This window comes from Gymnodinialimonas sp. JB5-7 (assembly GCF_055693405.1).
Window position 1 is genome coordinate 1697770 of sequence record NZ_JBVFUX010000012.1, and the last position, 23096, is coordinate 1720865.

21 protein-coding genes and 2 pseudogenes are annotated in these 23096 nt (G+C 62.0%); 6 read left to right on the forward strand and 17 right to left on the reverse strand.

Annotated elements, in window-relative coordinates; translation table 11 throughout:
- Nucleotides 1-16 precede the first annotated feature (16 nt).
- The 10 genes and pseudogenes from ACZ1HK_RS17025 to ACZ1HK_RS17070 form a co-directional block, all read right to left on the reverse strand.
- Nucleotides 17-1579, reverse strand: a complete 1563-nt coding sequence (locus ACZ1HK_RS17025; RefSeq protein ID WP_472629688.1) for a ShlB/FhaC/HecB family hemolysin secretion/activation protein — start codon at nt 1577-1579, stop codon at nt 17-19.
- Entirely contained in the window at nt 1572-2132 is a 561-nt protein-coding gene (locus ACZ1HK_RS17030; protein ID WP_472629689.1) for an invasion associated locus B family protein, read from the reverse strand. The genes ACZ1HK_RS17025 and ACZ1HK_RS17030 overlap by 8 nt, the downstream gene beginning before the upstream one ends.
- 329 nt (nt 2133-2461) lie before the next feature.
- Entirely contained in the window at nt 2462-3607 is a 1146-nt protein-coding gene (locus tag ACZ1HK_RS17035; RefSeq protein ID WP_472629690.1) for an iron-containing alcohol dehydrogenase, read from the reverse strand.
- A gap of 1 nt (nt 3608) precedes the next feature.
- Complete coding sequence (locus ACZ1HK_RS17040; protein WP_472629691.1) at nt 3609-4985, reverse strand: aldehyde dehydrogenase family protein; 1377 nt, start codon at nt 4983-4985, stop codon at nt 3609-3611.
- Complete coding sequence (locus tag ACZ1HK_RS17045; protein WP_472629692.1) at nt 4982-5362, reverse strand: VOC family protein; 381 nt, start codon at nt 5360-5362, stop codon at nt 4982-4984. The genes ACZ1HK_RS17040 and ACZ1HK_RS17045 overlap by 4 nt, the downstream gene beginning before the upstream one ends.
- Nucleotides 5359-6725 (reverse strand): annotated as a pseudogene (locus tag ACZ1HK_RS17050) (glutamine synthetase family protein). The gene ACZ1HK_RS17045 and the pseudogene ACZ1HK_RS17050 overlap by 4 nt, the downstream one beginning before the upstream one ends.
- A gap of 59 nt (nt 6726-6784) precedes the next feature.
- The gene (locus ACZ1HK_RS17055) at nt 6785-7819 is read right to left on the reverse strand and encodes a TRAP transporter substrate-binding protein (protein WP_472629693.1); all 1035 of its coding nucleotides are present in this window, start codon (nt 7817-7819) and stop codon (nt 6785-6787) included.
- A 53-nt stretch (nt 7820-7872) separates the two neighbouring features.
- Nucleotides 7873-9192, reverse strand: a complete 1320-nt coding sequence (locus tag ACZ1HK_RS17060) for a TRAP transporter large permease (protein ID WP_472629694.1) — start codon at nt 9190-9192, stop codon at nt 7873-7875.
- A complete protein-coding gene (locus tag ACZ1HK_RS17065; protein WP_472629695.1) occupies nt 9189-9770 on the reverse strand; it encodes a TRAP transporter small permease subunit in 582 nt (193 codons plus the stop codon). The genes ACZ1HK_RS17060 and ACZ1HK_RS17065 overlap by 4 nt, the downstream gene beginning before the upstream one ends.
- A pseudogene (locus ACZ1HK_RS17070) lies at nt 9767-10533 on the reverse strand (N-formylglutamate amidohydrolase). The gene ACZ1HK_RS17065 and the pseudogene ACZ1HK_RS17070 overlap by 4 nt, the downstream one beginning before the upstream one ends.
- Before the next feature lie 75 nt (nt 10534-10608).
- Between ACZ1HK_RS17070 and ACZ1HK_RS17075 the strand changes: the two are divergent.
- Genes ACZ1HK_RS17075 through ACZ1HK_RS17085 form a run of 3 tightly spaced genes read left to right on the forward strand, consistent with a single transcriptional unit; the run spans nt 10609 to nt 12420 of the window.
- Nucleotides 10609-10875 (forward strand): MurR/RpiR family transcriptional regulator, encoded by a 267-nt coding sequence (locus tag ACZ1HK_RS17075; protein ID WP_472629696.1) that lies wholly within the window; start codon nt 10609-10611, stop codon nt 10873-10875.
- Nucleotides 10872-11654 carry a MurR/RpiR family transcriptional regulator gene (locus ACZ1HK_RS17080; protein WP_472629697.1) on the forward strand — a complete coding sequence of 261 codons (783 nt, stop codon included), beginning with the start codon at nt 10872-10874 and terminating at the stop codon, nt 11652-11654. The genes ACZ1HK_RS17075 and ACZ1HK_RS17080 overlap by 4 nt, the downstream gene beginning before the upstream one ends.
- Nucleotides 11593-12420 (forward strand): 3-oxoadipate:acetyl-CoA acetyltransferase, encoded by an 828-nt coding sequence (locus ACZ1HK_RS17085; protein WP_472629698.1) that lies wholly within the window; start codon nt 11593-11595, stop codon nt 12418-12420. The genes ACZ1HK_RS17080 and ACZ1HK_RS17085 overlap by 62 nt, the downstream gene beginning before the upstream one ends.
- On the opposite strand, the gene ACZ1HK_RS17090 is transcribed toward ACZ1HK_RS17085, so the two are convergent.
- The 7 genes from ACZ1HK_RS17090 to ACZ1HK_RS17120 all read right to left on the reverse strand — a co-directional run bounded on the left by ACZ1HK_RS17090 (nt 12413) and on the right by ACZ1HK_RS17120 (nt 19555).
- A complete protein-coding gene (locus tag ACZ1HK_RS17090) occupies nt 12413-13801 on the reverse strand; it encodes an FGGY-family carbohydrate kinase (protein ID WP_472629699.1) in 1389 nt (462 codons plus the stop codon). The genes ACZ1HK_RS17085 and ACZ1HK_RS17090 overlap by 8 nt on opposite strands.
- Complete coding sequence (gene rhaM, locus ACZ1HK_RS17095; protein WP_472629700.1) at nt 13798-14112, reverse strand: L-rhamnose mutarotase; 315 nt, start codon at nt 14110-14112, stop codon at nt 13798-13800. The genes ACZ1HK_RS17090 and rhaM overlap by 4 nt, the downstream gene beginning before the upstream one ends.
- An 11-nt stretch (nt 14113-14123) precedes the next feature.
- On the reverse strand, nt 14124-15137 hold the full coding sequence (locus tag ACZ1HK_RS17100) for an ABC transporter permease (RefSeq protein ID WP_472629701.1): 1014 nt from the start codon (nt 15135-15137) through the stop codon (nt 14124-14126).
- Complete coding sequence (locus tag ACZ1HK_RS17105; protein WP_472629702.1) at nt 15134-16120, reverse strand: ABC transporter permease; 987 nt, start codon at nt 16118-16120, stop codon at nt 15134-15136. The genes ACZ1HK_RS17100 and ACZ1HK_RS17105 overlap by 4 nt, the downstream gene beginning before the upstream one ends.
- Nucleotides 16117-17649 carry a sugar ABC transporter ATP-binding protein gene (locus ACZ1HK_RS17110; protein WP_472629703.1) on the reverse strand — a complete coding sequence of 511 codons (1533 nt, stop codon included), beginning with the start codon at nt 17647-17649 and terminating at the stop codon, nt 16117-16119. Before ACZ1HK_RS17110 ends, ACZ1HK_RS17105 begins: the two co-directional genes overlap by 4 nt.
- A gap of 69 nt (nt 17650-17718) precedes the next feature.
- A complete protein-coding gene (gene rhaS, locus ACZ1HK_RS17115; protein ID WP_472629704.1) occupies nt 17719-18717 on the reverse strand; it encodes a rhamnose ABC transporter substrate-binding protein in 999 nt (332 codons plus the stop codon).
- Nucleotides 18718-18754: 37 nt separating this feature from the next.
- On the reverse strand, nt 18755-19555 hold the full coding sequence (locus ACZ1HK_RS17120) for a DeoR/GlpR family DNA-binding transcription regulator (RefSeq protein ID WP_472629705.1): 801 nt from the start codon (nt 19553-19555) through the stop codon (nt 18755-18757).
- A gap of 189 nt (nt 19556-19744) precedes the next feature.
- On the opposite strand from ACZ1HK_RS17120, the gene ACZ1HK_RS17125 reads away from it, so the two are divergent.
- From ACZ1HK_RS17125 to ACZ1HK_RS17135, 3 genes are read left to right on the forward strand one after another with little or no spacing between them, the layout of a single operon-like run.
- On the forward strand, nt 19745-21847 hold the full coding sequence (locus tag ACZ1HK_RS17125; protein ID WP_472629706.1) for a bifunctional rhamnulose-1-phosphate aldolase/short-chain dehydrogenase: 2103 nt from the start codon (nt 19745-19747) through the stop codon (nt 21845-21847).
- 9 nt (nt 21848-21856) lie between these two features.
- Nucleotides 21857-22795: an L-rhamnose isomerase gene (locus tag ACZ1HK_RS17130; protein WP_472629707.1), complete on the forward strand. Its 939-nt coding sequence runs from the start codon at nt 21857-21859 to the stop codon at nt 22793-22795.
- On the forward strand, nt 22731-23096 hold the full coding sequence (locus tag ACZ1HK_RS17135) for an L-rhamnose isomerase (protein WP_472629708.1): 366 nt from the start codon (nt 22731-22733) through the stop codon (nt 23094-23096). The genes ACZ1HK_RS17130 and ACZ1HK_RS17135 overlap by 65 nt, the downstream gene beginning before the upstream one ends.

Consider the following 23096-nt stretch of genomic DNA (forward strand, 5'->3'; position numbering starts at 1 on the left):
GTCAGGTCTTTCCATTCTAGAAAGTCAGTCGGGCCTGGAGTGTGAACAGGCCGTCATCGGGGGCTTGGGCAAAGTCTGGGGCGGACAGGATGTCGCTGTAAACAGCGTCGATGGAGAACACACCGTCGCTGATTGTGGCACCAATCGTGTAGGAGGTGAGCGAACCGCCCTGAATGCCGAATTCGTTTTCGGCGAAGATACGGCCCGCGTCGAGGCCGATATAGGGCGTGATGCTGGACCCTTCACCAAGATCCAAAAGGCCGGGCGCGCTGAGTGTATTGACCAGCGACACGCCGGAATTGCCGAACAGAAGGCTGGTGCGGGCGCCACGGACGCTGGAAAAACCGCCGATCGAGAATTGCTCGGACCCGAACAGGTTTTGCGCGGATACTTGCCCAGAGAAACGCGAATTCAGCAATATGATCTGTTCACCGACCTCCCAGGGTCGCACCCAGGTCGCGTCGACCAAAAGCGCCGTATACTGCGCAATCGGGGATCCGGCGGGGGCGGTGTCATCGTCAAACGCGCCGAACCAGTCGACGCCGTGACGCAGGGTTGTGGTCAGGTCGATCTGGCCGCCCCAAAGCGGCTGTGACGCCCTGACATAAGCCTCGATCCGCGTCAGGCTGCGCGAAGATGTATCGATCCGCGCCCCAAGGATCTGGTTTTCATTGTCCGCCCATTGCAGGGCGACGCCTGCATCAAGACGCCCGACCTCGGACAGGGACACCAGCCGCTCTGCAGAGACGCGCGCGGTGCGCGATTGGCCGGAGCTTGCGATTGGCCCGGTCACACCGGGAATGTCGATGGCGTAGTCCGATCCGCTGAGCGACAGGGAATAGGTCCAAAACCCAAAGGGCATCGTGCCCGACAGGCTGTAGGAATTCCCGACCGGCGCATCGGGTCCAAACGAAAAGGCGCCCGGTTCCATGCTGCGCGAATAGGTCAACGTCCAACTGTCGTTGAGACCAAGCAGGTTGTCGTACGCAAACGTGGTTCCGAAATTATAGACACCCGTGGAGGGTGTTCCGCGATCATCAACGGAGATGTTGCCCGACAGGCGCGGACCCTGCGCGATCTGCACGGCCACGACGCTATCGCCCGGCTCGGCGCCGGGAAGCAGCTCGCTTGTGGCGTCGCTCGACGGCAGACGGTTGATCTGGGCGATACCCTGTTCCAGCCGCCGCAATTCCAATGGTCGGCCCTCCATCTGCGGGAAGGCCGTGACGGCCCGGCGGGGCGCGGGCGTGCCGTTTTCGGCGACCACAATCTCGGACACGCGGCCTTCGACGACCGAGATTTCAAGTTCGCCGTCGGACAAATCCTGTTCCGGCAAATAGGCCCGCGCCGCGATATAGCCCGCATCCACATAGGCCAGCGTTACCGCCTCCAGCATGGCGTTGAGCGCTTCCAGCCCGACACAGCCCAGAAAGGGCGAAAATTCTGCCTGCAGAGACGCCTCGGGCAGAAGTGTAACGCCGGTCAGCGTCACCCGGTCCACGTCAAAGCAGGTCTGGGCCAGTGCAGCAGAGGGGGCCATCGCAAGGACGATGGCGGTGGAGGCCAGTCGATTATTCAAAGGTTTGTCTCGCGTCTTCAAAGGCTGCCATGGCAGCCGTGAACCCCCGGAGGGAGAAGCTGATGCGCACCGTTTCGCCTTCGACAAGGCTCAGTGCGGCTTCGGCGGTGATGCCGCGGCGGAAGCTGTTCAGAACGCCGCTATCGTCGCGCAGCAGAACCCAGCACCCGGTTTCATTGCAGTTGCGATAGCGCACGCGCCGTTCGCCGGTGCCGTCCACGCGCAGGCCGAAATCGGCGGGCAGGTAGACGTCGAGGGGGACCTGAAACAGGACGACAAGCCCGCTATCGGCGGGCGCAACGGATACGGCCATCACGTCTTGCAGGCCGTCGCCGTAAGCCACCTGCACGCGCTGCCAGACCCGGCAACTGTCCGCGCTGTCGCCCGGGCAGGACATGCGCCAATCCTCAAACGCCGCTACGGCGGGGGCGGTGTCGTCTTGCGCCGTGGCGGGTGGTGCAATGGGGATCAGGCAGGCTGCGCCAAACAGGGCCATCGGCAAAGCGACCCTCACGCGCACAATGCGCCATAGTTTGGAAAAGCAGCTGTTCATGGACCCGCGTCAACGTTCTGTTAACGACCTTTGAAAGCGGCCTTCTCCGCGCGAAGTCAACGCGTCTTGAGGGAAATAGGCGGCAATGCGCCGGGGTGCACAAGGGTGCTGCGCTTCGGCAACACCGACGGTCAGGTTTTGTAGTTGGACCCATGACCGACCTACATATGAGCGCTGGACCTATCCGCTTTGAAGGGTAAGCCTATCGAATCGCATTTTCGGCCCCACGCGCACTAAAACCTGGGCAAAATCCGCAGGTTACGCAAAGCGGGTGCCGCGCCATGGCTTTGTCGGTCGGGTGGTCGATGGCAGCAGAGCCGGGGGCAATCCTAGATGACGGCCTCAAACAATGCGCGCAGGTTGGCGTCGGTCAGCTCCACCGGGTTTCCGCCGCAGGACGGGTCGCGCAAGGCGCCCGCGACGAGGTCATCCATCCGGTCAGCCGTGACACCCATATCGGACAGTCTGCGGGGAATGCCCAGGCTGTCATTGAACCCCTGCACGAAGGCGCAAAAACCATCAAATCCGCCGTCGACGCCGAGGTAGCTGGCGGCCGTATCGAACCGGTCGCGGATCATCGGAGCGTTCAGGTCCAGCACAGCGGGCATACACACGGCATTGGTGGTGCCATGATGGGTGCCGAAGATCGCGCCGACCGGATGGCTGAGGGCGTGAATGGCCCCGAGCCCCTTCTGAAAGGCTGTGGCGCCCATGGCTGCGGCGCTCATCATCTGGGCGCGAGCCGCGATATCCGAGCCATCGGCATAGGCGCGCGGCAGGTTCTCGATCACCAGGCGCATGCCTTCCAGCGCGATGCCCTGGCTCATCGGGTGATAGTGCGGGCTGGAGAAGGCTTCGACGCAATGCGCGAAGGCATCGAGGCCAGTGCCTGCGGTGATGGCGGGCGGCATGCCAACGGTCAGCTCCGGATCGCAGATCACAACCGCAGGCAGGACCTTGGGGTGGAAGATGATCTTCTTCTCATGTGTTGCGCTGTCGGTCAGCACGGATGCGCGGCCAACCTCGGACCCGGTGCCAGCGGTCGTTGGCACGGCCACAATCGGGGCGATGGCATCTGCATCTGCACGGGTCCACCAATCGCCGATGTCCTCGAAATCCCAAACGGGGCGCGTCTGGCCCGCCATGAAGGCCACCATCTTGCCCAGATCGAGGCCGGAGCCGCCGCCAAATGCGATCACGCCGTCATGGTTGCCGGTGCGGTAGGCCTCCAGCCCCGCTGCAAGGTTCACCTCATTCGGGTTTGGATCCACCTCGGCAAAAAGCGCGCGACCAAGACCCGCGCGGTCGAGCACGTCCAACGCTTGAGCGGTAATCGGCAAGCCCGCCAGGCCCCGGTCCGTGACCAGAAGGGGCCGTTTCATGCCCGCTTGTGCGCAGGCTTCGGCCAGCTCCGCGATGCGACCGGTGCCGAAGCGGATTGCGGTGGGGTAGGACCAGTTCCCAGTCAGGCTCATCTCAGGTGACCTTCTTCAGATGGTAGGATTTGGGGCGCGTCAGGTTGTGGTAGCCGATCACGGACAAGCCGCCACCGCGCCCGGTATTCTTGCAGCCCGTCCAGCACAGGCCGGGGTCGAGGTAATCGGCGCGGTTCAGGAAGACGGTGCCGGTTTCGATCCGGTCGCCCACATGCGCGGCGCGGTCCACGTCTGACGTCCAGAGGCTGGCGGTCAGGCCGAATTGGCTGTCGTTCATCAGGGCGATGGCTTCGTCATCGTCGCGCACCGGCATGATGCCGACGACCGGGCCAAAGCTTTCGTCCCGCATGACGCGCATCTTGTGGGTCACGTTCGTCAGGATCTGGGGGCTGAGGTATGCGCCGCCATCGTCCGCTGCGAAGGGTTCGATATGGGCGGTTGCGCCATCTGCCACGGCCTCGGCGATCTGGGCGCGGACGTCGTTGGCGAACCGGCGATGCGCCATGGGGCCGAGGGTTGTGGCCTCGTCCAGCGGATTGCCGAGGGTATAGCCGTTCACGATGGCAACGGCTTTCTCGACGAATGCATCAAACAGGCTTTCGTGCACATAGATGCGCTCAATCCCGCAGCAGCACTGGCCGGAATTGAACATTGCACCGTCGATCAGCGTGTCGACCGCGGCATCGAGATCGGCATCATCCATGACATAGCCCGGATCCTTGCCGCCGAGTTCGGTGCTGACGCCCGTAAACGTGCCTGCCGCCGCGCGTTCCATCGCCGCACCACCCCCGACGGAGCCGGTAAAATTGATGAAGTCAAAGGCATTGCCAGCGATCAGGTCCGACGTGGTGTCATGATCGAGGAAGATATTGGCGAACACGTCCTCCGGCACGCCAGCGCTGTGGAAAGCCCGCGCCATGCGTTCGCCCACCAGCAGCGTTTGCGTGGCGTGTTTCAGCACAACCGCATTGCCCGCGATCAGCGCGGGCGCAACGGTGTTGATGGCGGTCATGTAGGGGTAATTCCATGGCGCTACGACAAAGACGACGCCGTGCGGGATACGCTTGATGTAGCGGCGGAAGGTGGCATCCTCGCCCACCTCGATGTCGGCCAGCGCCTCTTCCGCAATCTGCGCCATGTGGCTGGCGCGTTCGTTAAAGCCGCCGAATTCCCCGCCGTAGCGCACTGGACGGCCCATCATCCGGGCCAGTTCCGGCACGATCTGGTCATTCATCGCACCGATGGCCGCCACGCCCGCCATGACGATGTCGATCCGCTCCTCCAAGGGCCGGGCGGCCCACGCGGCCTGCGCTGTTCGCATGGCGGCGATCTGGATCTTGGCGGCGTCGATGGAGGCGGTCTCGCGTTCCGCAAAAACCGAGCCGTCGATGGGTGAAATACAGCGCAACACGCTCATGGTGCTTCGTCCTTTGCAATCGGCTGGCCCGCGATGAACAGGAACGGTCCGTGGATCAGGTGGAATTCACGTTGCCCGTTGGCGCGCGGCCCGGGTGCGTCACGATGGGAGGCGGGCAATTGCTGGATAGCCTCCTCACGCTCGGCCCACAGGGCGTCGACGTCATCGCAATCCATGTAGATCACCAACTGCCGGGCGGGATCATCCATGTCCGCATCTGGCGGTGCGTTGATGAAATGCACACCTGCATCACCGCGTTCGCAATAGGCGTGCCCCTCTCGCCTGACGAGTGTCTCAAACCCGAGGCAGTCTTTGACAAAGGCGCAAGCCGCGTCGATATCAGCGACCGGCAAGACCGCATTGGCCGTTCTGATCATGCCTTCTCGAACCCCCGTTTGATCTCGTAGTCGGTGACGGCGCGGTCGAATTCCTCGATCTCCCATGCGGCGGCGCGGGCATAGTGGTCGATCACCTCGTCGCCCATTGCGGCCCGCAACATCGCGGAGTCTCGTGAGCGCCGTGCGCGCATCGCGCAGGGTGGTGGGGATGTGGGTTGTATCGGATGTCTCATAGGCGTCGCCGCTGAACGGCTCTTCCAGCGACAGGCCCTCATCAATCCCGGCAAGGCCGCAGGCGAGCATCGCGGCGAGGCCGAGATAAGGGTTCATGTCGGCGCCCGGGATGCGGCATTCGACGCGCACCCCCTTCGTGCCATCGCCCACCAGGCGGAAGGCGGCGGTGCGATTGTCGACCGACCAGACGATGCGCGTGGGCGCGAACGTGCCTTTGGAGAACCGCTTGTAGCTGTTGATGTAGGGAGCAAGGAAACAGGTGACGTCTGGCGCGTATTTGAGGAGGCCTGCCATGTAACTGTCCATCAACGCTGGATTTGGCAAGCGGGCGATCGGGGTCGTGAAAGGCATTCTCGCCATCGCGGAACAGCGATTGGTGGATATGGGCGGCGGAGCCGACACTGTCGGCGGAAAGCTTGGGCAGGAACGTGGCCGCAAATCCCTGCCCATGCGCGATTTCCTTCACCGCATGTTTGGCCAGCGTGTGGTGATCGGCACAGCCGAGCGCATCGGCATATTTGATATTCAACTCTTCCTGACCGGCCTCAGCCTCGCCCTTGGTGCCTTCAACCGGCACGCCCATGGCGCGCAGGTGATTGCGGATCGGGCGCATCACAGGCTCTTCCTTGGAGGTTTGGAAGATGTGGTAATCTTCATTGTAATGGCTGATCGGTTGCAGGTTCTGGAACCCGTTATCGGCGATTTCGTCATGGGTGCCGCGGAACAGGAAGAATTCCAGCTCGGTCGCCATGACGGGCGACAGGCCCATCGCCTCGGCCCGTGCGATCTGGCGTTTCAGAACCTCGCGCGGGGCGTGGGGGACTGGGGCGTGTGTGTGATGATCCAGCACGTCGCACAGAACCATGGCGGTGCCGTCGAGCCATGGCACAGGCCGGAGGGTGGACAGGTCGGGCCGCATGACATAATCGCCATAGCCCCGTTCCCAGCTGGACGATGCATAGCCATCGGGCGTCGCCATGGCGAGGTCGGTGGCCAACAGGTAGTTGCAGCAATGCGTCTCATCCTCGGCGATGTCGAGGAACGCCTCGGCATGGAAGCGCTTGCCCATCAGCCGGCCCTGCATGTCGACCATGCAGACCAGAACGGTGTCCACCGCGCCCGAGGATATCTGCGCTTTCAGCGCCTCGAAGGACAAAATGTCAGCCATGTCTCAACCTTCTGATGGGGCATTGGGGCCCGATGCTGTGCCGGGCCCCGATGGTCGCTTTAGCTGTAGCGGTACGGGCGGCCAGCGGCCTCCATATCTGCGTTGTACTGGCGCAGGATTTCAACCACGCGTGCCTTGATCGGGCTTTCTGCGGCGATTTCGTCCCAGAAGGCGACGGCGGCCTGTTCGACCTGGGCCCATTCTTCATCGGGGATGGTCGTAAGCTCCATCTTGTCGCCATTCACGCGCAGGCTGGCCTCGCCGCCCCAATACCACCATTGGCGATAGTAGTGCGACTGGTCACAGCACACGCGGAAAAGCGTTTGCAGATCTTCCGGCAGTTCATTCCAGCGGTCCATATTGGCAAAGAACGAGCCTGCCCATGCGCCCGAGATGTTGTTGGTGAGGAAGTAGTTGGTCACATCCGCCCAACCGACCGTGTAGTCTTCGGTGATGCCGGACCATGCGATACCGTCCAGCTCGCCCGTTTGCACGGCGACCTCGATGTCTTCCCAAGGCAACGTCACCGGCACGACGCCGAATTGCTCGAGGAAGCGTCCAGCGGTGGGGAAGGTGAAGACTCGCTTGCCTTGCAGATCTGCGAGGCTGCGGATCGGGTCAACGGTGGCGAAGTGGCAGGGGTCCCAGGACCCAGCGGAGATGTGCTTTACGCCGACGGCGGAATATTCCTCATCCCAGATCTCATTGAGGCCGTACTGGTTGAACAGCACCGGCACGTCGAGAGAGTAGCGCGAGGCAAAGGGGAAATAGCCGCCGAAGACGGTCACGTCCGTGGGCGAGGCCATCGAGTCATCATCGGATTGCACGGCATCAATCGTGCCACGCTGCATGGCGCGGAACAGCTCGGACGTTGGCACAAGCTGATCTGCGTAGAACAGTTCGATCTGCATCCGGTCACCCGCAATCTGGTTGAACATGCGGATGGCCGGGTCGATCACATGCTCTGCCAAAGCCGGTCCGGCATAGGTCTGCATCCGCCATGTGATCGTGCTTTGCGCAATTGCTGGCGTCGCCAGCGGGGCGGCGGCTGCGCCCACGGCAGCGGTTTGTAGAAACTTACGTCTGGTGGTCATTTGATAGTCCTCCGTTGGGTTTCAAAAAATGCCCGCTCCCCGGGTCTTATTCGTTAATTTCCATAGACATAGCCCGGCAGCCACAGGGCGATTTCGGGGAAGGTCATGATCAGGGCAAGCGCCACAACCATGACCCCGACAAAGGGCAGGATCGAAACATAGATGTCGCGCAACGTGATCTCGGGCGGGGCCATCGCGCGCATCAGGAACAGGTTGTAGCCGAAGGGCGGGGTCATGTAGGCGATCTGCGTGGTGATCGTGTAAAGCACGCCGTACCAGATCAGATCGAAGCCCAACTCGCCGACCAGCGGCACGTAAAGGGGGGCGACGATCACCAGCATCGCGGTGTCGTCCAGAAACGTGCCCATGACGATGAAGCTGAGTTGCATCAGGATCAGGATGACCCAGGGGCTGAGGCCGAGTTGCTGGGTAAAGAGGCCCTCAATCGCCTCCACCGCGCCGAGGCCATCGAAGATCGCGCCGAAGCCAAGGGCGGCGAGGATGATCCACATGAACATGCACGAAATGCCGAGGGTTTTGCGAACCGAGGCCTCGAACACCGTCCAGGTCAGGCGGCGCTTGAGGATGGCGGCGAGAAGCGCTGTCAACGCGCCAACCGCGGAGCTTTCGACGAGCGAGGTCCAGCCTTTCACGAAAGGCACCATCATGGCGGCGAAGATCAGCAGGGGCAGAAGGCCGGCCAGGAGCAGGCGGAATTTCTCGGCCCTCGGCACGTCACCCGCTTCGGGCAGAGCCGGGCCCAGTTCCGGTTGCCGTTTGCAGCGCAGCCAGATGTAGAGGATGAACATTCCCGCCATCATCAGGCCCGGCAGCACACCCGCCAGCCAAAGCTGGCCCACAGGTTGGCGGGCGATCATGGCGTAGAGGACCAGAACGACAGATGGCGGCACAAGGATGCCAAGCGACGAGCCCGCCTGCACCACGCCCGTGACCATGCGCTTGTCATAGCCCCGGCGCAGAAGTTCGGGCAGGGCGATCGTGGCCCCGATGGCCATGCCTGCAACGGACAGCCCGTTCATCGCCGAGATCAGGACCATAAGGCCGATTGTGCCAATCGCCAGCCCGCCATTCACCGGTCCGAACCAGACGTGGAACATGCGGTAAAGGTCGTCGGCCAGCCTGCTTTCGCTCAGCACGTAGCCCATGAAGATGAACATCGGCAGGGTCAGAAGGGGATACCAACTCATCAACCGCATGGTTGCGGCGAAGGGGATTTCCTGCCCACCGGTGCCGTAAAGTGTAATCGCCGCGATGGCCGCAATTGCGCCAATGGCCCCAAAGACCCGCTGACCGGTGAACAGCATCAGCATCATCGACGTGAACATGAAGATGGCGATGTATTCCTGGCTCATACCTTCGCCTCCGCCCAGTCGAGGCCGCGGATACGGGCGATGTCCTTGCAGAGTTCCGACAGGGCTTGCAGCAACATCAGGATGAAGCCCACCAGCATGATCGTCTTGACCGGCCAGAGATAGGGCCGCCAGGCGGTTGGGGAGCGTTCTAGCCGGCCGATTTCCTCGCTTCCGGTGAGCAGACCGGCGAAGAACGAAACCGGCTCTAGTCCCCAATAGCCAAGCGAATAGGACAGCGAGCCAAGCGCGCCGTAGATCAGCACGCACAGATAGAAGATCAGGAACAAAACGGTCAGCGCGTCGATGGTGGCTTTCCGGCGCAGGGACCAATTGCCGTAGAACAGGTCCATCCGCACATGGCTGCCCATCTGGATCGCGTAGGGCCCGCCGATCACGTAATAGGCGACCATAGCGAATTGCGCGGTTTCCAGCGTCCAGTTCGCGGGGGTGAAGAAGGTCTTCGAGACGGACGACCACAGCAAGATCCCCATGATCACGAAGATGCCCCACATCGCCACCCGGCCAATGCCGTGGTTCATCGCATCGACGATGCGGACAAAGCGGTGCATGACGTTCATCCCAGCACCTCCGCGCGGGCCGCGCGTAATATGCCCTCTAGATGCTGCGCCATCGCCTTTGCGGTCTTTGGCGTGTCGATCAGGTCATTTCGCACCTCGACCATTACATTCGCCAACCCGCGCGCGTCCCCATGCAATTGTAGGGTGTGGGTCACGCCGTCACTGGCCGAATAGGGGGCGTTCAGGGCGGATTTGTATTTTGCGGTCCTGGCCTCAGTCCGCAAGGCGGCCTGCGCCAACCGGTCATCGCGATCACAGAGATAGCCGATATCGACGCTGCGGTGTTGGCCGTTATAGACCGGCGTGAAACTGTGGATGGTCACAAAGGCAGTGTACGGGGTGCGCCTGCCAGAAGCTTTGACACCGCGCCGTGGAACGGCTGGTGGACCAGATCGTAGCGCGATTTGCGGTCTTCATCGCTGAGCGCAGCATTCCCGGGTATTGCGAACACCTCGCTCTGCGCGGGAATGCAATCGGCGGAACTGAGCGGGCGGTTGCAATCGTAGACGAGGCGCGAGACCTCGCCCATGACCAGCGGAGCATTCAGCCGGTCGGCGAGCGATATCGCGAGATCCGCCGCGCCAATGTCCCACGCCGCATGGGAAAAGCGCGCATCGTCGGACAGGCCAAGCTGTGCAAGATGGTCAGGAATGCGGGCCGAAGCATGTTCACAGACCAGCACGAAATCCAGCGGTCGGTCCGCGCCGTGCAGCGTGACAACCGTTCCAAAGTCGTGACCCGTGTCTTGAAGACTCACCCCCATGTATGAAATGATCACTACATGGCCTAGCGCTCTGTCAAGAAAATTTCTGAACGGAATTGTTCAAGCGATACCGGAGTGAATAAGATTTCATCATCTGCCCCAGAAGCGCCCCTGATCCGGGATCTGATCCGCGAACGGCAAGCTGATCTGACGGCGTCCGAGCGGCGGCTGACCGCGCTTTTGCTGGACGATTCCCTGGTGGTTGGTCTGCAATCCATCACCCGGCTGGCGGAGAATGCGGACGTGTCGACGCCCACCGTTGTGCGCCTTGCCCGCAAGCTGGGCTTTGGCGGCTTCCTGATTTCCAGGACGCGATCCGCGAGGAAATCGCGGCCCGGATGAAGGAGCCGTTGGCGAAGCTGGACCCGGAACTGGGGTCCGAGCGGAAGGATCACATCGTCAGCCGGTTCGCCCGCGCCATGTCAAAGAACATCAATGCAACCATCGATCGCCTTGATACGGAGGAGTTTGATCAGGTCGTGCGCCTGCTGTCGGACGTGAACCGGAGGGTGTCCGTGCTGGGCGGGCGCATCTCACGCTCGAACGCACATTATTTCTTCAACCATCTGCAGATCATCCGTCCCGGTGTGACGTTGATGGATTCCTCGCCCAGTGTCTGGCCGCAGGCGCTTCTGGATATGGACGCGCAGTCGGTTCTGGTCGTGTTCGATATCCGCCGCTACGAGAAGGAGCTTGACCGCCTTGCCGCACAGGTCGCGGCGCAGGGGGAACGGTTGTGTTGTTCACGGATCAATGGGGCTCACCCATTGAGCGCAACGCGGCGCATTGCTTTCGCACGATGGTCGAAGTGCCATCTAGCTGGGACTCGACGCTGGCGATCAACTTCCTGCTGGAAGCCATGGTCGCAGCCATCCAGGCGGCGTGTGGCAGCACAGACCGCCTGCGCGCCCTGGAAGACATCATCGGGGATTCCCGCATCTTTCGCGGTGGGCGGGATTGAAATTCGCATGGCCAAAGGCCGCCTGTTGGAAGATAAACGGGCCATGAAAAGGGCCAGTCCCAACATTCGATCCACGACCTCAAACGGGCGCATCCACCATGACCAACCCTTGCATCATTTGCGTGGCTATCACCGGGTCGCTGCCCCGGAAGGAGGATAACCCGGCGGTTCCGATCACCGTGGCCGAGCAAATCGAAAGCGCGCATGAGGCGTTTGAGGCCGGCGCCACGATCTGCCATGCCCATGTGCGCAATGACGATCAGACGCCGTCCAGCGATCCCGTCAAATTTGCGGCCCTGAAGGAGGGGTTGGAACGGCACTGCCCTGGCATGATCATCCAGTTCTCAACCGGTGGTCGGTCGGGTGCGGGGCGCGAACGCGGCGGCATGCTGCCGCTCAGACCCGACATGGCCTCCCTTTCCGTGGGATCGAACAACTTTCCCACGCGCGTCTACGAAAACCCGCCGGATCTGGTGGATTGGCTTGCCGCCGAAATGATCAAACATCAGGTGAAGCCCGAGATTGAGGCCTTTGACCTGAGCCATATCCTGAAGGCGAAAGAGATGGCCGAAAAGGGCCAGCTTGCGGGCACGCCATATGTTCAATTCGTGATGGGCGTGAAAAATGCCATGCCTGCGGATCGCGCGGTCTTCGATTTCTACGTGGAAACGGTTCATCGGCTGTTCGGAGAGGATGCGCCGTGGTGTGCGGCGGGTATCGGCGCCAATCAGATCAAGCTGAATGAATGGTCCATCGCGGCAGGCGGCCATGCGCGCACGGGGTTGGAGGATAATGTCCGCCTTGATCGCGCGACCTTGGCGCCGTCGAACGCCGCGCTGGTGGCCCGTACTGCTGAACTCTGCGCCGCCCATGATCGCCCCGTCGCAACCCCTGCCCAGGCGCGGGATATTCTGGGGCTTACTTAGCGCGCCTGTTGACGGGTTGACCTACCCGGTCCCGCCAGCGGGCCGCATAGTCTGCCAGAGCGTCGGGAACGCGCGCAGGCACGATAGGATCGTGCGCTGGCTGCTCATAAGTCGGTCCATCCACAAGCAGCGCGGCACCCACACTTGTTCCGGTGCGCCCCGCGACAGCAACGGCCGGTGACCCGGTCGCCGCCGCGAGCATCGTCGCATAGGCCCTGTTCGCGGAAAACGGACCCTCCAGAACGATGTCACCCCGATGCCCCGTCAGGTCGAGGCAGACGGACGTGACCATGGCGCAGTAGAACGACGCCGCAATCTGGATCACATTTTCATCCACGGGCTGCGTGCCACCCACCCATCCACCCAACTGCCCCTTGAACGGCCCGGTATCCGGCGCGAAGGCGGGGTGCAGCATAATCTGCTCGGTCAGGACTGTGTTGAGGGCGGTGTCAGTCTGATCTGCTGCCGGGTTCGGGCAGATACTCTCGAACTCCCGCCCGCCCATGAACCGGGCCGAGGGGACGGGATCGCCGTTGGCGGACACGTTCATCAACGTGTCACGATCGGCGTCCAAAGCCACGGGCGCGCCGCCGATGGTCATCGTAATGATCCAGGTGCCGGTGGAGACGACAGAAAACGGCGCGGTGCGCGACAGCAGATGTGGCAGCAGCGAGGCGTTGGAATCGTGGATCCCACACGTGACGGGCGTTGTCACCGGCATGCCTGTTTCCTGCGCAACCGCTGGGGTCAAATGGCCGAGGGTGTCAGCAGGCGCGTGAACCGGCGCAAGCTTGTCGGCGATGCCCAGGGTGCGGGTCAGGTCCGAAAACCGCCCCTCATGCGGAAGCCACAGGTCCGTGTGACACCCCAATGAGGTCACATCCGTCGCAGTCACACCCGTCAGCAGATAGGCCCAATATTGTGGGTAGGTCACAATCTGTGCGGTCCTGTCCCGAAGATCAGGGTCTTGCGCGAACATCCAATGCAGTTGCGCGCCCACATTCAATCCGCCTGCCAGTTTGGGCGAGCCAGTCGCGACAAAGTCGGGCCGGACGGCGGCATAGGTATCTGCGGCATCGTCGGGGCCGGGATGTTCATAATCCAGCATGGGGGCGGCCAACCCACCGTCCGCGCCCAACAGAACGATGGATGCGCCATGGGCCGTGATCGAAATTGCGTCGACCCCGTGCGCCCGATGGAATCGCGCCAGAGATGTCTTCAGAAAATCCCAGTGCCCCGCGAGATCGAAATGCGGCCAGGGAGGGCCGGGCCGCACAATATTGGGCCGGGTCACAACGGCGATCTCGACCAGCGTTTCGCGATCCACCAGGGCCAGCTTGGCATTGGTCTTGCCGATGTCGATCACGGCGACATGGGTCATGGCAGGTGAAACACCGGCACCAGCGGCGTGGCCACAGGCGCGTTATCGGGGTGTGTTTGCATGATGTCAGCCATATGTGCCCACCAGCGTTGCATCACGGGATGGTCGGGCAGGGCGTCCATGCCGTGATCCTCAGATCGACAAAGCACGCCGAACAGGATGTTGGTCTCGGGATCAAGATGTATGGAATAATCGCTTACCCCGGCCTCGTGCAAAAGCGTCACAAGCTCGGGCCAGATCTCATCATGGCGCTTGCGATAGTCTTCGAGGCAGCCGGGGTTCAGCTGCATCTTGAACGCGTATTTTTCCATTTTCCGCTCCGTCATGGGCGCCACATGGCCCAGAGCCGGGGCAGGGCGATGACGCCGATCAACAGGCAGCCGATGAAGATCGACATGACGATCCCCGGCACGTTCAGCAGCCCAAGCCCGAAGGTCACAAGTCCCATGACGAAAGCCGCAATCACCACGCCGGGGATGGACCCGGACCCGCCCAGAATATTGACACCACCCAGAACGACCATGGTGACAACTTCAAGCTCCCACCCCAGTGCAATCGTGGGCCGTGTCGAGCCGAGCCGCGATGTCAGACAGACCGCAGCCACACCCGCCATCAGGCCCGTCAGCAGGAACAGGATGAACTTCACCCGGGCCACCTTGATGCCTGAGAACAGCGCACCGGTAGGATTGTTGCCAATGGCATACACCGCGCGCCCGAAATTCGTGCGATGCAACAGCACGTAGTAAACAAGGGCGAGCCCCGCGAAGAGGACGAATTCGAAGGAAATCACCCAATAGACATAGCCTTGCCCAAAGAAGCTGAAATCGTTGGGATAGCCCCGGAACCCCTGATCACCGAGCACGATGTACGAGATGCCGCGAAACAGGCTCATCGTACCGATGGTCACGACGATGGAAGGCAGTCCAAGGCCTGTTACAAGCAAGCCGTTGAACGCACCGCAAGCCAGCCCTGTTGCCAGCCCGATCACCACCAACCCCCAGGTGCCCACATCAAATTGCAACGCATACCCCATGGCCGTGGAGGCCAGTGCAATGATCGAGGCGACGGACAGGTCGATCTCGCCTGCAATGATCAGCAGCGCCATGGCAAAGGCGATCATCGCCTTCTCGGTGAAGTTGAAGGTCGCGTCGCTGAGGTTCCAGGCGTTGAGGAAGTAGGGCGACAGGAAGCTGTTGGTGATGAAGATCGCGATGGCGACAGCCAGCAACAGCGTTTCCCAAGATTTGAAGGCCTTGAGCGCCGGGCTTTGCAGACGGTCGGGAATATTGCGTGTCGTGTCGGGGATCGATGCGCCTGACGGGGTCATGTCGCTCATGCTTGGGCCTCCTGCTCGGCGCGTTTGAGGATGATGCGGCCTTGCCTGCGCCCCGCTCGGGCGTTGAACGCAACCGCGATCACGATGGCCGCGCCCGAGATGGCCAGTTGCCAGAAGGGGGAGATGCCCACGACAGGCAGCGCGTTCTTTATGATGCCCAGAAACAGCGCCCCAAGGACCGCGCCCATGATCGTGCCTGCCCCGCCTGCAATGGCGATGCCGCCAATCACGCAGGCCGCGACAACCTCCAACTCGAACCCGCGCGCGATATCGACATAGGCCACGGAGTAGCGCGCCACCCAAAGATAGCCGCACAGACCCGAGAGTGTGCCGGACAACACGAATGCCCAGAATTGCGTCCGCCCGACATTGAGCCCGGTGTAAACCGCCGCATTCGGATTGCCGCCCACGGCGTAGAACGCGCGGCCAAGGGGCGTGCGTGCCACCATGACCAGCAGGGCCACGGTTGTCAGAATGGCAATCCAGGCAAGTACGGGCAGGCCGAGGATATCGGTTCGGGGGAAGCCAGTGAACGCGGCGCTCATCTCATGGGCATTGACCCATTGGCCATCGGATATCACGAAAATGATGCCACGATAGATCGTCAGCGTGCCAAGTGTGACGACAATGGGCGGGATGGAGAGCTTCCAGACCAGAATGCCATTGAACGCCCCAAGAACGGCACCCAGCGCCAGCGCGACCACAAGGATCACCGGGATCGGCAGGCCTGGAAAAGCCACGTTCAGCATCGCGCAGACCATCCCCGTCAGCGCGAGGTTGGAGGCGACCGACAGGTCGATGCAGCGCGTCAGGATCACCACCGCCTGCCCAAGGGCAAGGATGATCAGGGGTGAAGTGTCGGTCAGCACATCAACCAGATTGCCGGGTTGGATAAAGGCCGGGAAGCGGCTGGCGATCAGCGCCAGAAGTGCCACGATTACGCCCACCAATAGTGCCTCGCGCGATTTCAGAAGGCGGGTCATGGGGCCTCTCCTATTCCGGCGGCATGGCGGACAAGGGTTTCCGGGGTCAGGTCTTCGCCCGCCAACTCAGCCGCAATCAGCCCCTCCCGCATCACCACCACACGGTCGGACATGCCGAGGATTTCGGGGATTTCCGAGCTCACCATGATCACGGCCAGCCCTTCAGCGGCGAGCTCGGCCATGAAGGCGTGAACAGCCGCTTTGGAGCCGATGTCGATGCCTTTGGTTGGTTCGTCCAGGATGATGACCTTGGGCTTCGTGGCCAGCCACTTGGCGATGACAACCTTCTGCTGGTTGCCCCCTGAAAGGTTGCCCACATCCTGATCCAAGGCAGCCGCGCGCAGGTCGAGCCGTTCGGTATAGCCGCGCGCAAGGTCGAATTCGCGGGCCAGCTTCAAAAAGCCACTGCGCGAGGTCTGGCCGAGGGAGGGCAAGGTCACGTTCTGGAAGATCGGCAGGCCCAGGATCGCGCCTTGCTGACCGCGATCCTCGGGTACGTAGACGATGCCGTTTGCAATCGCGTCCGCGGGGGACCGGATGGTACGGGTCTCGCCGTCAATCGTGAGGGTTCCAGCCGAAGGCCGGGTGATGCCGAAAATGGCCTGCATCAACTCCGACCGGCCTGCACCGACCAGACCGTAAAAGCCCAGGATTTCGCCGGCCCGCAGCGACAGATCGATGCCGTCGAATTCCGTGGGATGGGCGAAGCCCGTGATGCGCAGGACCTCGTCGCCGGCTTGGTGCTCACGGTCCGGAAAGATCTGATCGACGGCCCGGCCGACCATAAGCTGCACAAGGTCGCCCTCGGTCACATCCGCCATCAGGCCAGCGCCCACATGTTCGCCGTCGCGAAAGACGGCGTAGCGGTCGGCGATGCGGAAGATCTCATCGAATTTGTGCGAGATGAAGAGGATCGCGCGCCCTTCCGCCTTCAGGCGGTCGACCAGATCGTAAAGCTCTTCAATTTCCTTCTGCGACAGGGCGGCTGTGGGTTCATCCATCACGACAACACGAGCATCGACGGACAGGGCCCGCGCGATGGCCACAAGGTGCTTGTTGGCAATGCCAAGGTCTTTGAGCGGAGTCGTCGGGTCCAGGTTCGCGTCGATCCTGTCGAGGATTTCAGCGGCACGGCGGTTCATCGCGCCTTTGTCGATCAGGCCGAAACGCCCGCGCGGGGCATGGCCGATGAAGATGTTTTCCGCGACCGATAGCTCATCGAACAGAACAGTTTCCTGATGGATTGCCGTGATACCTGCCGCAGTGGCGTCGTCGGCCGTGGCGAAATGAACGGGGGTGCCATCAACCTCGATCCTGCCTTCGTCGGCACGGTAGATGCCGGTCAGAACCTTGACGATTGTGGATTTGCCCGCGCCGTTCTCCCCGATCAATGCGGTGACCTGGCCGGGGTAAAGCTCCAGCGACACGCCGCTGAGCGCGTGCACGCCGGGAAATGTCTTTGTCACGTCGGACAGTCGCAGCACGGGGATCTCGTGCGCCGCGTCCGCTTTGGGGGCGAGCTGTTGCATCATGTCCGTCCGAACGCTGGGGGCGCCCGGCCCGCAAGGCGCGCGGACCGGGCAGGAGAGCCGCGTTGATCAGAAGATCTCGCGGAACTGCTCGATGTTTGAGGCGTCATAAGTGAACGGCAGGGCCATGGCGCCCGTTGTGGTGTCGTCCAACTCCAACTCGCCCATGCGGCCCATCGGGATGACAGCGCCAGGCGCAGCTTCGGCCCCGTTTGCCGACAACTCATAGGCCAGCATGGTCGCGGCATAGCCCAGATCAATCGGGTTCCAGATCGCGAAGGACTGCGACGCACCGGACTCGATGGCGCCCGCCATCTCGGACGGCAGGCCAAGGCCTGTCACGTTCACCTGACCGACCATATCCTGATCGACCACAGCCTGCGCGGCGGCCACGATGCCCACCGATGTCGGCGCGATGATCGCATCGAGGTCGGGATAGGTCTGCATCAGGCCCACGGCCTCACGATAGGACCGGTCGGCAAGGTCATCGCCATAGACGGTCGCCACCACCTCGATGCCCGGATAGTCGCCCATCACGGCGTTCATCTCGGCGATCCAGGTATTTTGGTTGGTCGAGGTTGCAGTGGCCGACAGAAGCGCGACCTGCCCGCCATCGGGCAGGTGATCTGCCGCAAGCTGGATGATCGTGCGCCCGATCAGCGCGTCCGACGATGGCGCAAGGTGCAACATCCGCCCGGCTTCCGCGACACCGCTGTCAAACGAGATCACGGCGATCCCGCGCTGCATTGCGCGCTCCAGAACCGGAACCAATGCGTCAGGGTCGTTGGCCGAAACGGCGATGGCATCGACGCCCTGTGCGATCAACGAGTTGATCACCTCGATCTGCCCCTCGGCGGTGGTTGACGTCGGGCCGGTATAGATGATCTCGACATTGCCGAGCTCTTCCGCGGCTTCCATCGCGCCGTCATTGGCGGCCTCGAAAAAGCCGATCCCAAGCGCCTTCACGACCAGCGCGATGCGCACAGGATCGTCGGCATGGGCTGCGCCGCCTGCCAGCATCATCGCGGCCAGCGCCGTACCCCCGAAAATTCTGCGTGTGATACTCATGATAGTTCCTCCCTGAGAATGAGCTTTTCCGGGCATCTCAGCCCGACCCTGTCTGGGTCGCGGCATGTGGTGTGGCCACGACCAGTTTAATATCTGCCGCTTCCAGCATGGTCGCTGCGCGGTCGGAAATGCCGTCGTCGGTGATCACGACATCGATCCGCTCAAGCGGACACAGAACAAGGCTTGAGCGTTGCTCGAATTTCGAGCTGTCGACCAGCACCACAAGCTCATCGGCTTGCCCGATCAGCTTTTGTTCGGCCTGGATCAGCAGAGGGTCCGCCTCCATCAGACCAAGCGGCCCAAGGCCCTGCGCGCCCATGAACATGCGTTTGGCGGCAAAGTTGCGGGTCACATCATTGTCGAACGGCGACAGAATGATGTTCTGCTCGCGGTAAATCGCACCGCCCGACAGCATGATCGTGTTCTTCGAATGCTTCAGCAGATGCTCGGCAATCGGGAAAGAGTTGGTGAAAACCTGCATCCGGCGCATGGCCAGCGGGTGGACCATCTGAAAGGTCGTTGTCCCGCCGTTGATGATGATCGCGTCGCCGTCATCGCACAGCTCCACGGCCGCACGTGCAATGGCCTGCTTTTCAGCGCTGCGCATGGTTTCATTGACGGCAAAGGTGCGGCCCGCAAGGCCTACGAATTGCGGCGGGGTGATCGCCTCGGCCCCGCCCCGAACGCGGCGCAGGCGCTTTTCCATGTGAAGGGTGTTGATGTCACGACGCACTGTTGCTTCCGACGCGCCGGTCAGCGCGCATATGTCGGCAACGGTGATAACGGGGCGCTCCTGAACGGCGCTGAGTATCACGTTATGGCGTTCTTTCTCGTGCATCGAATCCTCCCAGGCCTGTTCAATCGTGGATTGTGTTTTCATCATCTGTCAATCAATAAATGTCATAACCAATCATTCTGCGGCGCAGCATGATCATAAATGATCGTTTATGATTGACTTTCCGCCATGTCATTCGCAACCTAGGGAGGAATTGATGCAGGGCGCACCGCGCTCGACCGGGGAGGTCCCATGCTGGAAACCGTTGAAAGAAAGCGCCTTTTGAACAAGTGGGACGCAAGTGTTGCGGCGGATATGTCTGAGTCGGAGAAGCTTCTGTATCGGTCCAATCTGTTGGGGTCGGACAAGCGGATCACCAATTACGGCGGCGGCAACACCTCGGCCAAGGTGATGGAAAACGAGCCCCTCACCGGCGACCCGGTCGAGGTCCTTTGGGTCAAGGGTTCGGGCGGCGATGTCGGCTCCATCAAGATGGATGGGTTTGCCACGCTCTACATGGATAAGCTGCGTGCCCTTAAAGGCATTTACCGTGGTGTGGAGTTCGAGGATGAGATGGTGGGCCTTCTGCACCACTGCACCTTCAACCTGAACCCGCGCGCGGCCTCCATCGACACGCCCCTGCACGCTTATGTGCCGCGCAAACATGTCGATCACATGCATCCCGACGCGATCATCGCGATTGCGGCGGCGCAGGATTCCAAGGCGCTGACAGCCGAGATTTTTGGGGATGAAATTGGCTGGCTGCCCTGGAAGCGGCCAGGCTACGAACTCGGCCTATGGCTTGAGAAGTTCTGCCAGGACAATCCCGATGCGAAGGGCGTCGTGCTGGAAAGCCATGGCCTGTTCACTTGGGACGACGACGCGCGCGCGTGTTACGAACTAACGCTGGATGTGATCCAGAAGGCGATGGATTGGTTCGAGGCCAAGACGGCCGACACCCCAGCCTTTGGCGGCCCAGTCCATGAAAGCCTGCCCGCCAGCGACCGGCGCAGTATTGCCGCGCGCCTGATGCCGGCGATCCGCGGCATGGTTTCGGGCCGGCAGCACATGGTGGGCCATTTCGACGACAGCACGGCCGTTCTGGAATTCGTGAATTCCGCGAACCTCAAGCCTTTGGCGGCCCTCGGCACCTCGTGCCCGGACCACTTCCTGCGCACAAAGATCTGCCCTTTGGTGGTGGAGTTTGATCCCGCCGCGCCAGATGTCGACGCCGTCCTTGCTGGGCTCCAGGCCCAGGTCGCTGCCTACCGCGACGACTACGCCGCCTATTACGACCGCTGCAAACGGCCCGACAGCCCCGCCATGCGCGACCCGAATGCGGTTGTCTATCTGGTGCCGGGCGTCGGCATGATCACCTTCGCCAAGGACAAGGCCACGGCCCGCATCTCAGGCGAATTCTACGTCAACGCCATCAACGTGATGCGCGGCGCCTCCGCCGTGTCGGAATATCAGGGCCTGCCCGAGCAGGAGGCCTTCGATATCGAATACTGGCTGCTGGAAGAGGCCAAGCTGCAACGCATGCCCAAGCCGAAATCGCTGGCCGGTCGCGTGGCGCTTGTCACCGGCGCGGCGGGTGGGATCGGCTCGGCCACGGCGGAACGCTACCTGTCCGAAGGCGCCTGTGTGGTCCTCGCGGATATTGACGCCGACGCGCTCGCCAAGACAACCGAAGCCCTGGGCAATCGGTTCTCAAACGATGTCGTCCGTCAGGTTGTGATGAACGTCACCGAGGAAGCCCAGGTCTCCCGCGCCATGGAGGATGCCGCCGTCGAATATGGTGGCGCGGATATTCTTGTCTCCAACGCCGGGATCGCGTCTTCATCTCCGATTGAGGAGACGTCGCTCGCGCTTTGGCAAAAGAACATGGATATCCTCAGCACTGGCTATTTCCTTGTTAGTCGCGAGGCGTTCAAACTGTTCCGCGCGCAACGCATGGGCGGCACGGTCGTGTTCATCGGGTCGAAGAATGCTTTGGCGGCCAGCCCGAATGCCGCCGCCTATTGCACGGCCAAGGCCAGCGAGTTGCACCTTGCCCGGTGCCTTGCGCTGGAAGGAGCGGGGGCCGGCATCCGCGTCAATGTCGTCAACCCAGATGCCGTGCTGCAAGGCTCCAAAATCTGGCAGGGCGAGTGGCTGGATCAACGCGCCTCGACCTACGGCACCGATAAAGCGGGGTTGGAAGAGATGTACCGCGAACGCTCGATGCTCAAACGCTCCGTCCTGCCGCAGGACATTGCCGAAGCCGCCTATTTCTTCGCCGCCGATACGTCGGCGAAATCCACCGGAAACATCATCAACGTCGATGCGGGCAATGCCCAGGCCTTCACGCGGTAGGGGATTGTCATGAGCTATGAAAGCGCGAGGGCGCAGTTCGCGGACTGGGGTGTTGATGCCGAGGCGGCCATGGCGCGGCTCGCCACCATCCCGATCTCCATGCATTGCTGGCAGGGAGATGATGTGGTCGGGTTCGAGACGCGTTCCGGCGCGTCGGGCGGCGGTATTCAAGCCACCGGCAACCATCCCGGCCGCGCCCGCACCCCTGATGAGCTTCGGGCCGATCTGGACTTCGCCTTTAGCCAGATTCCCGGCTCCCACCGGCTGAACCTGCACGCCATGTACCTCGACAGCGATGCAAATCCGGATCGTGACGAGATCGAGTACGACCATTTCGCCCCATGGGTGGATTGGGCGAAGGCGCAGGGCATCGGCCTCGATTTCAATCCGACCTTCTTCGCCCATGAAAAGGCCGACGATAATCTGACCCTCAGCCATCCAGATCCCGGCATCCGGGCGTTCTGGATCGAACATGGTCGGCGCTCGCGTGAGATTGCGGCCCGCTTCGGCGCGGAGTTGGGCAGCGCCTGTGTCAACAACATCTGGGTGCCCGATGGCTATAAGGACAACCCTGTCGACCGCATGGCAGCGCGCGCACGGCTAGAGGCGTCGTTGGACAACATGCTGTCCGAGCCCCACGATCCCGCGCATCTGCGCGACGCCGTGGAAAGCAAACTCTTCGGCATCGGGGTGGAGGCCTGCACAGTCGGCAGTCATGAATTCTACCTTGGCTACGCGATCCGCAAGGAAACGCTCCTTTGCCTGGACATGGGCCATTTCCACCCGACCGAAAGCGTATCGGACAAGCTGAGTTCCGTCGCGCTGTCGTGTGCCCGAGATCCTGCTGCATGTCTCGCGCCCCATGCGATGGGACAGCGACCATGTGATCCTTCTGAACGACGACATCCTGTCGATGGCGCAGGAATTGGTCTTTGCCGACCTGCTTGACCGCACCCGCATTGGCCTGGATTTCTTCGATGCCACAATCAGCCGCACCGCCGCGTGGGTGATCGGCACGCGCAACATGCAAAAGGCCCTGTTGCGGGCCCTTCTGTTGCCCAAGGACCGTCTAAAGGGGGCTGAGACCCGGCTGGATCACACGACACGCTTGATGCTGACGGAAGAGGCCAAGGACCTGCCTTTTGCGTCCGTTTGGCAGGAGTTCTGCAGACGGCATGGCACCCCATCAGGCGCAGCGCTGATCGACGGGCTTGATCAGTACCAGTCGCGTGTGGCGGGCCGGGTCTAG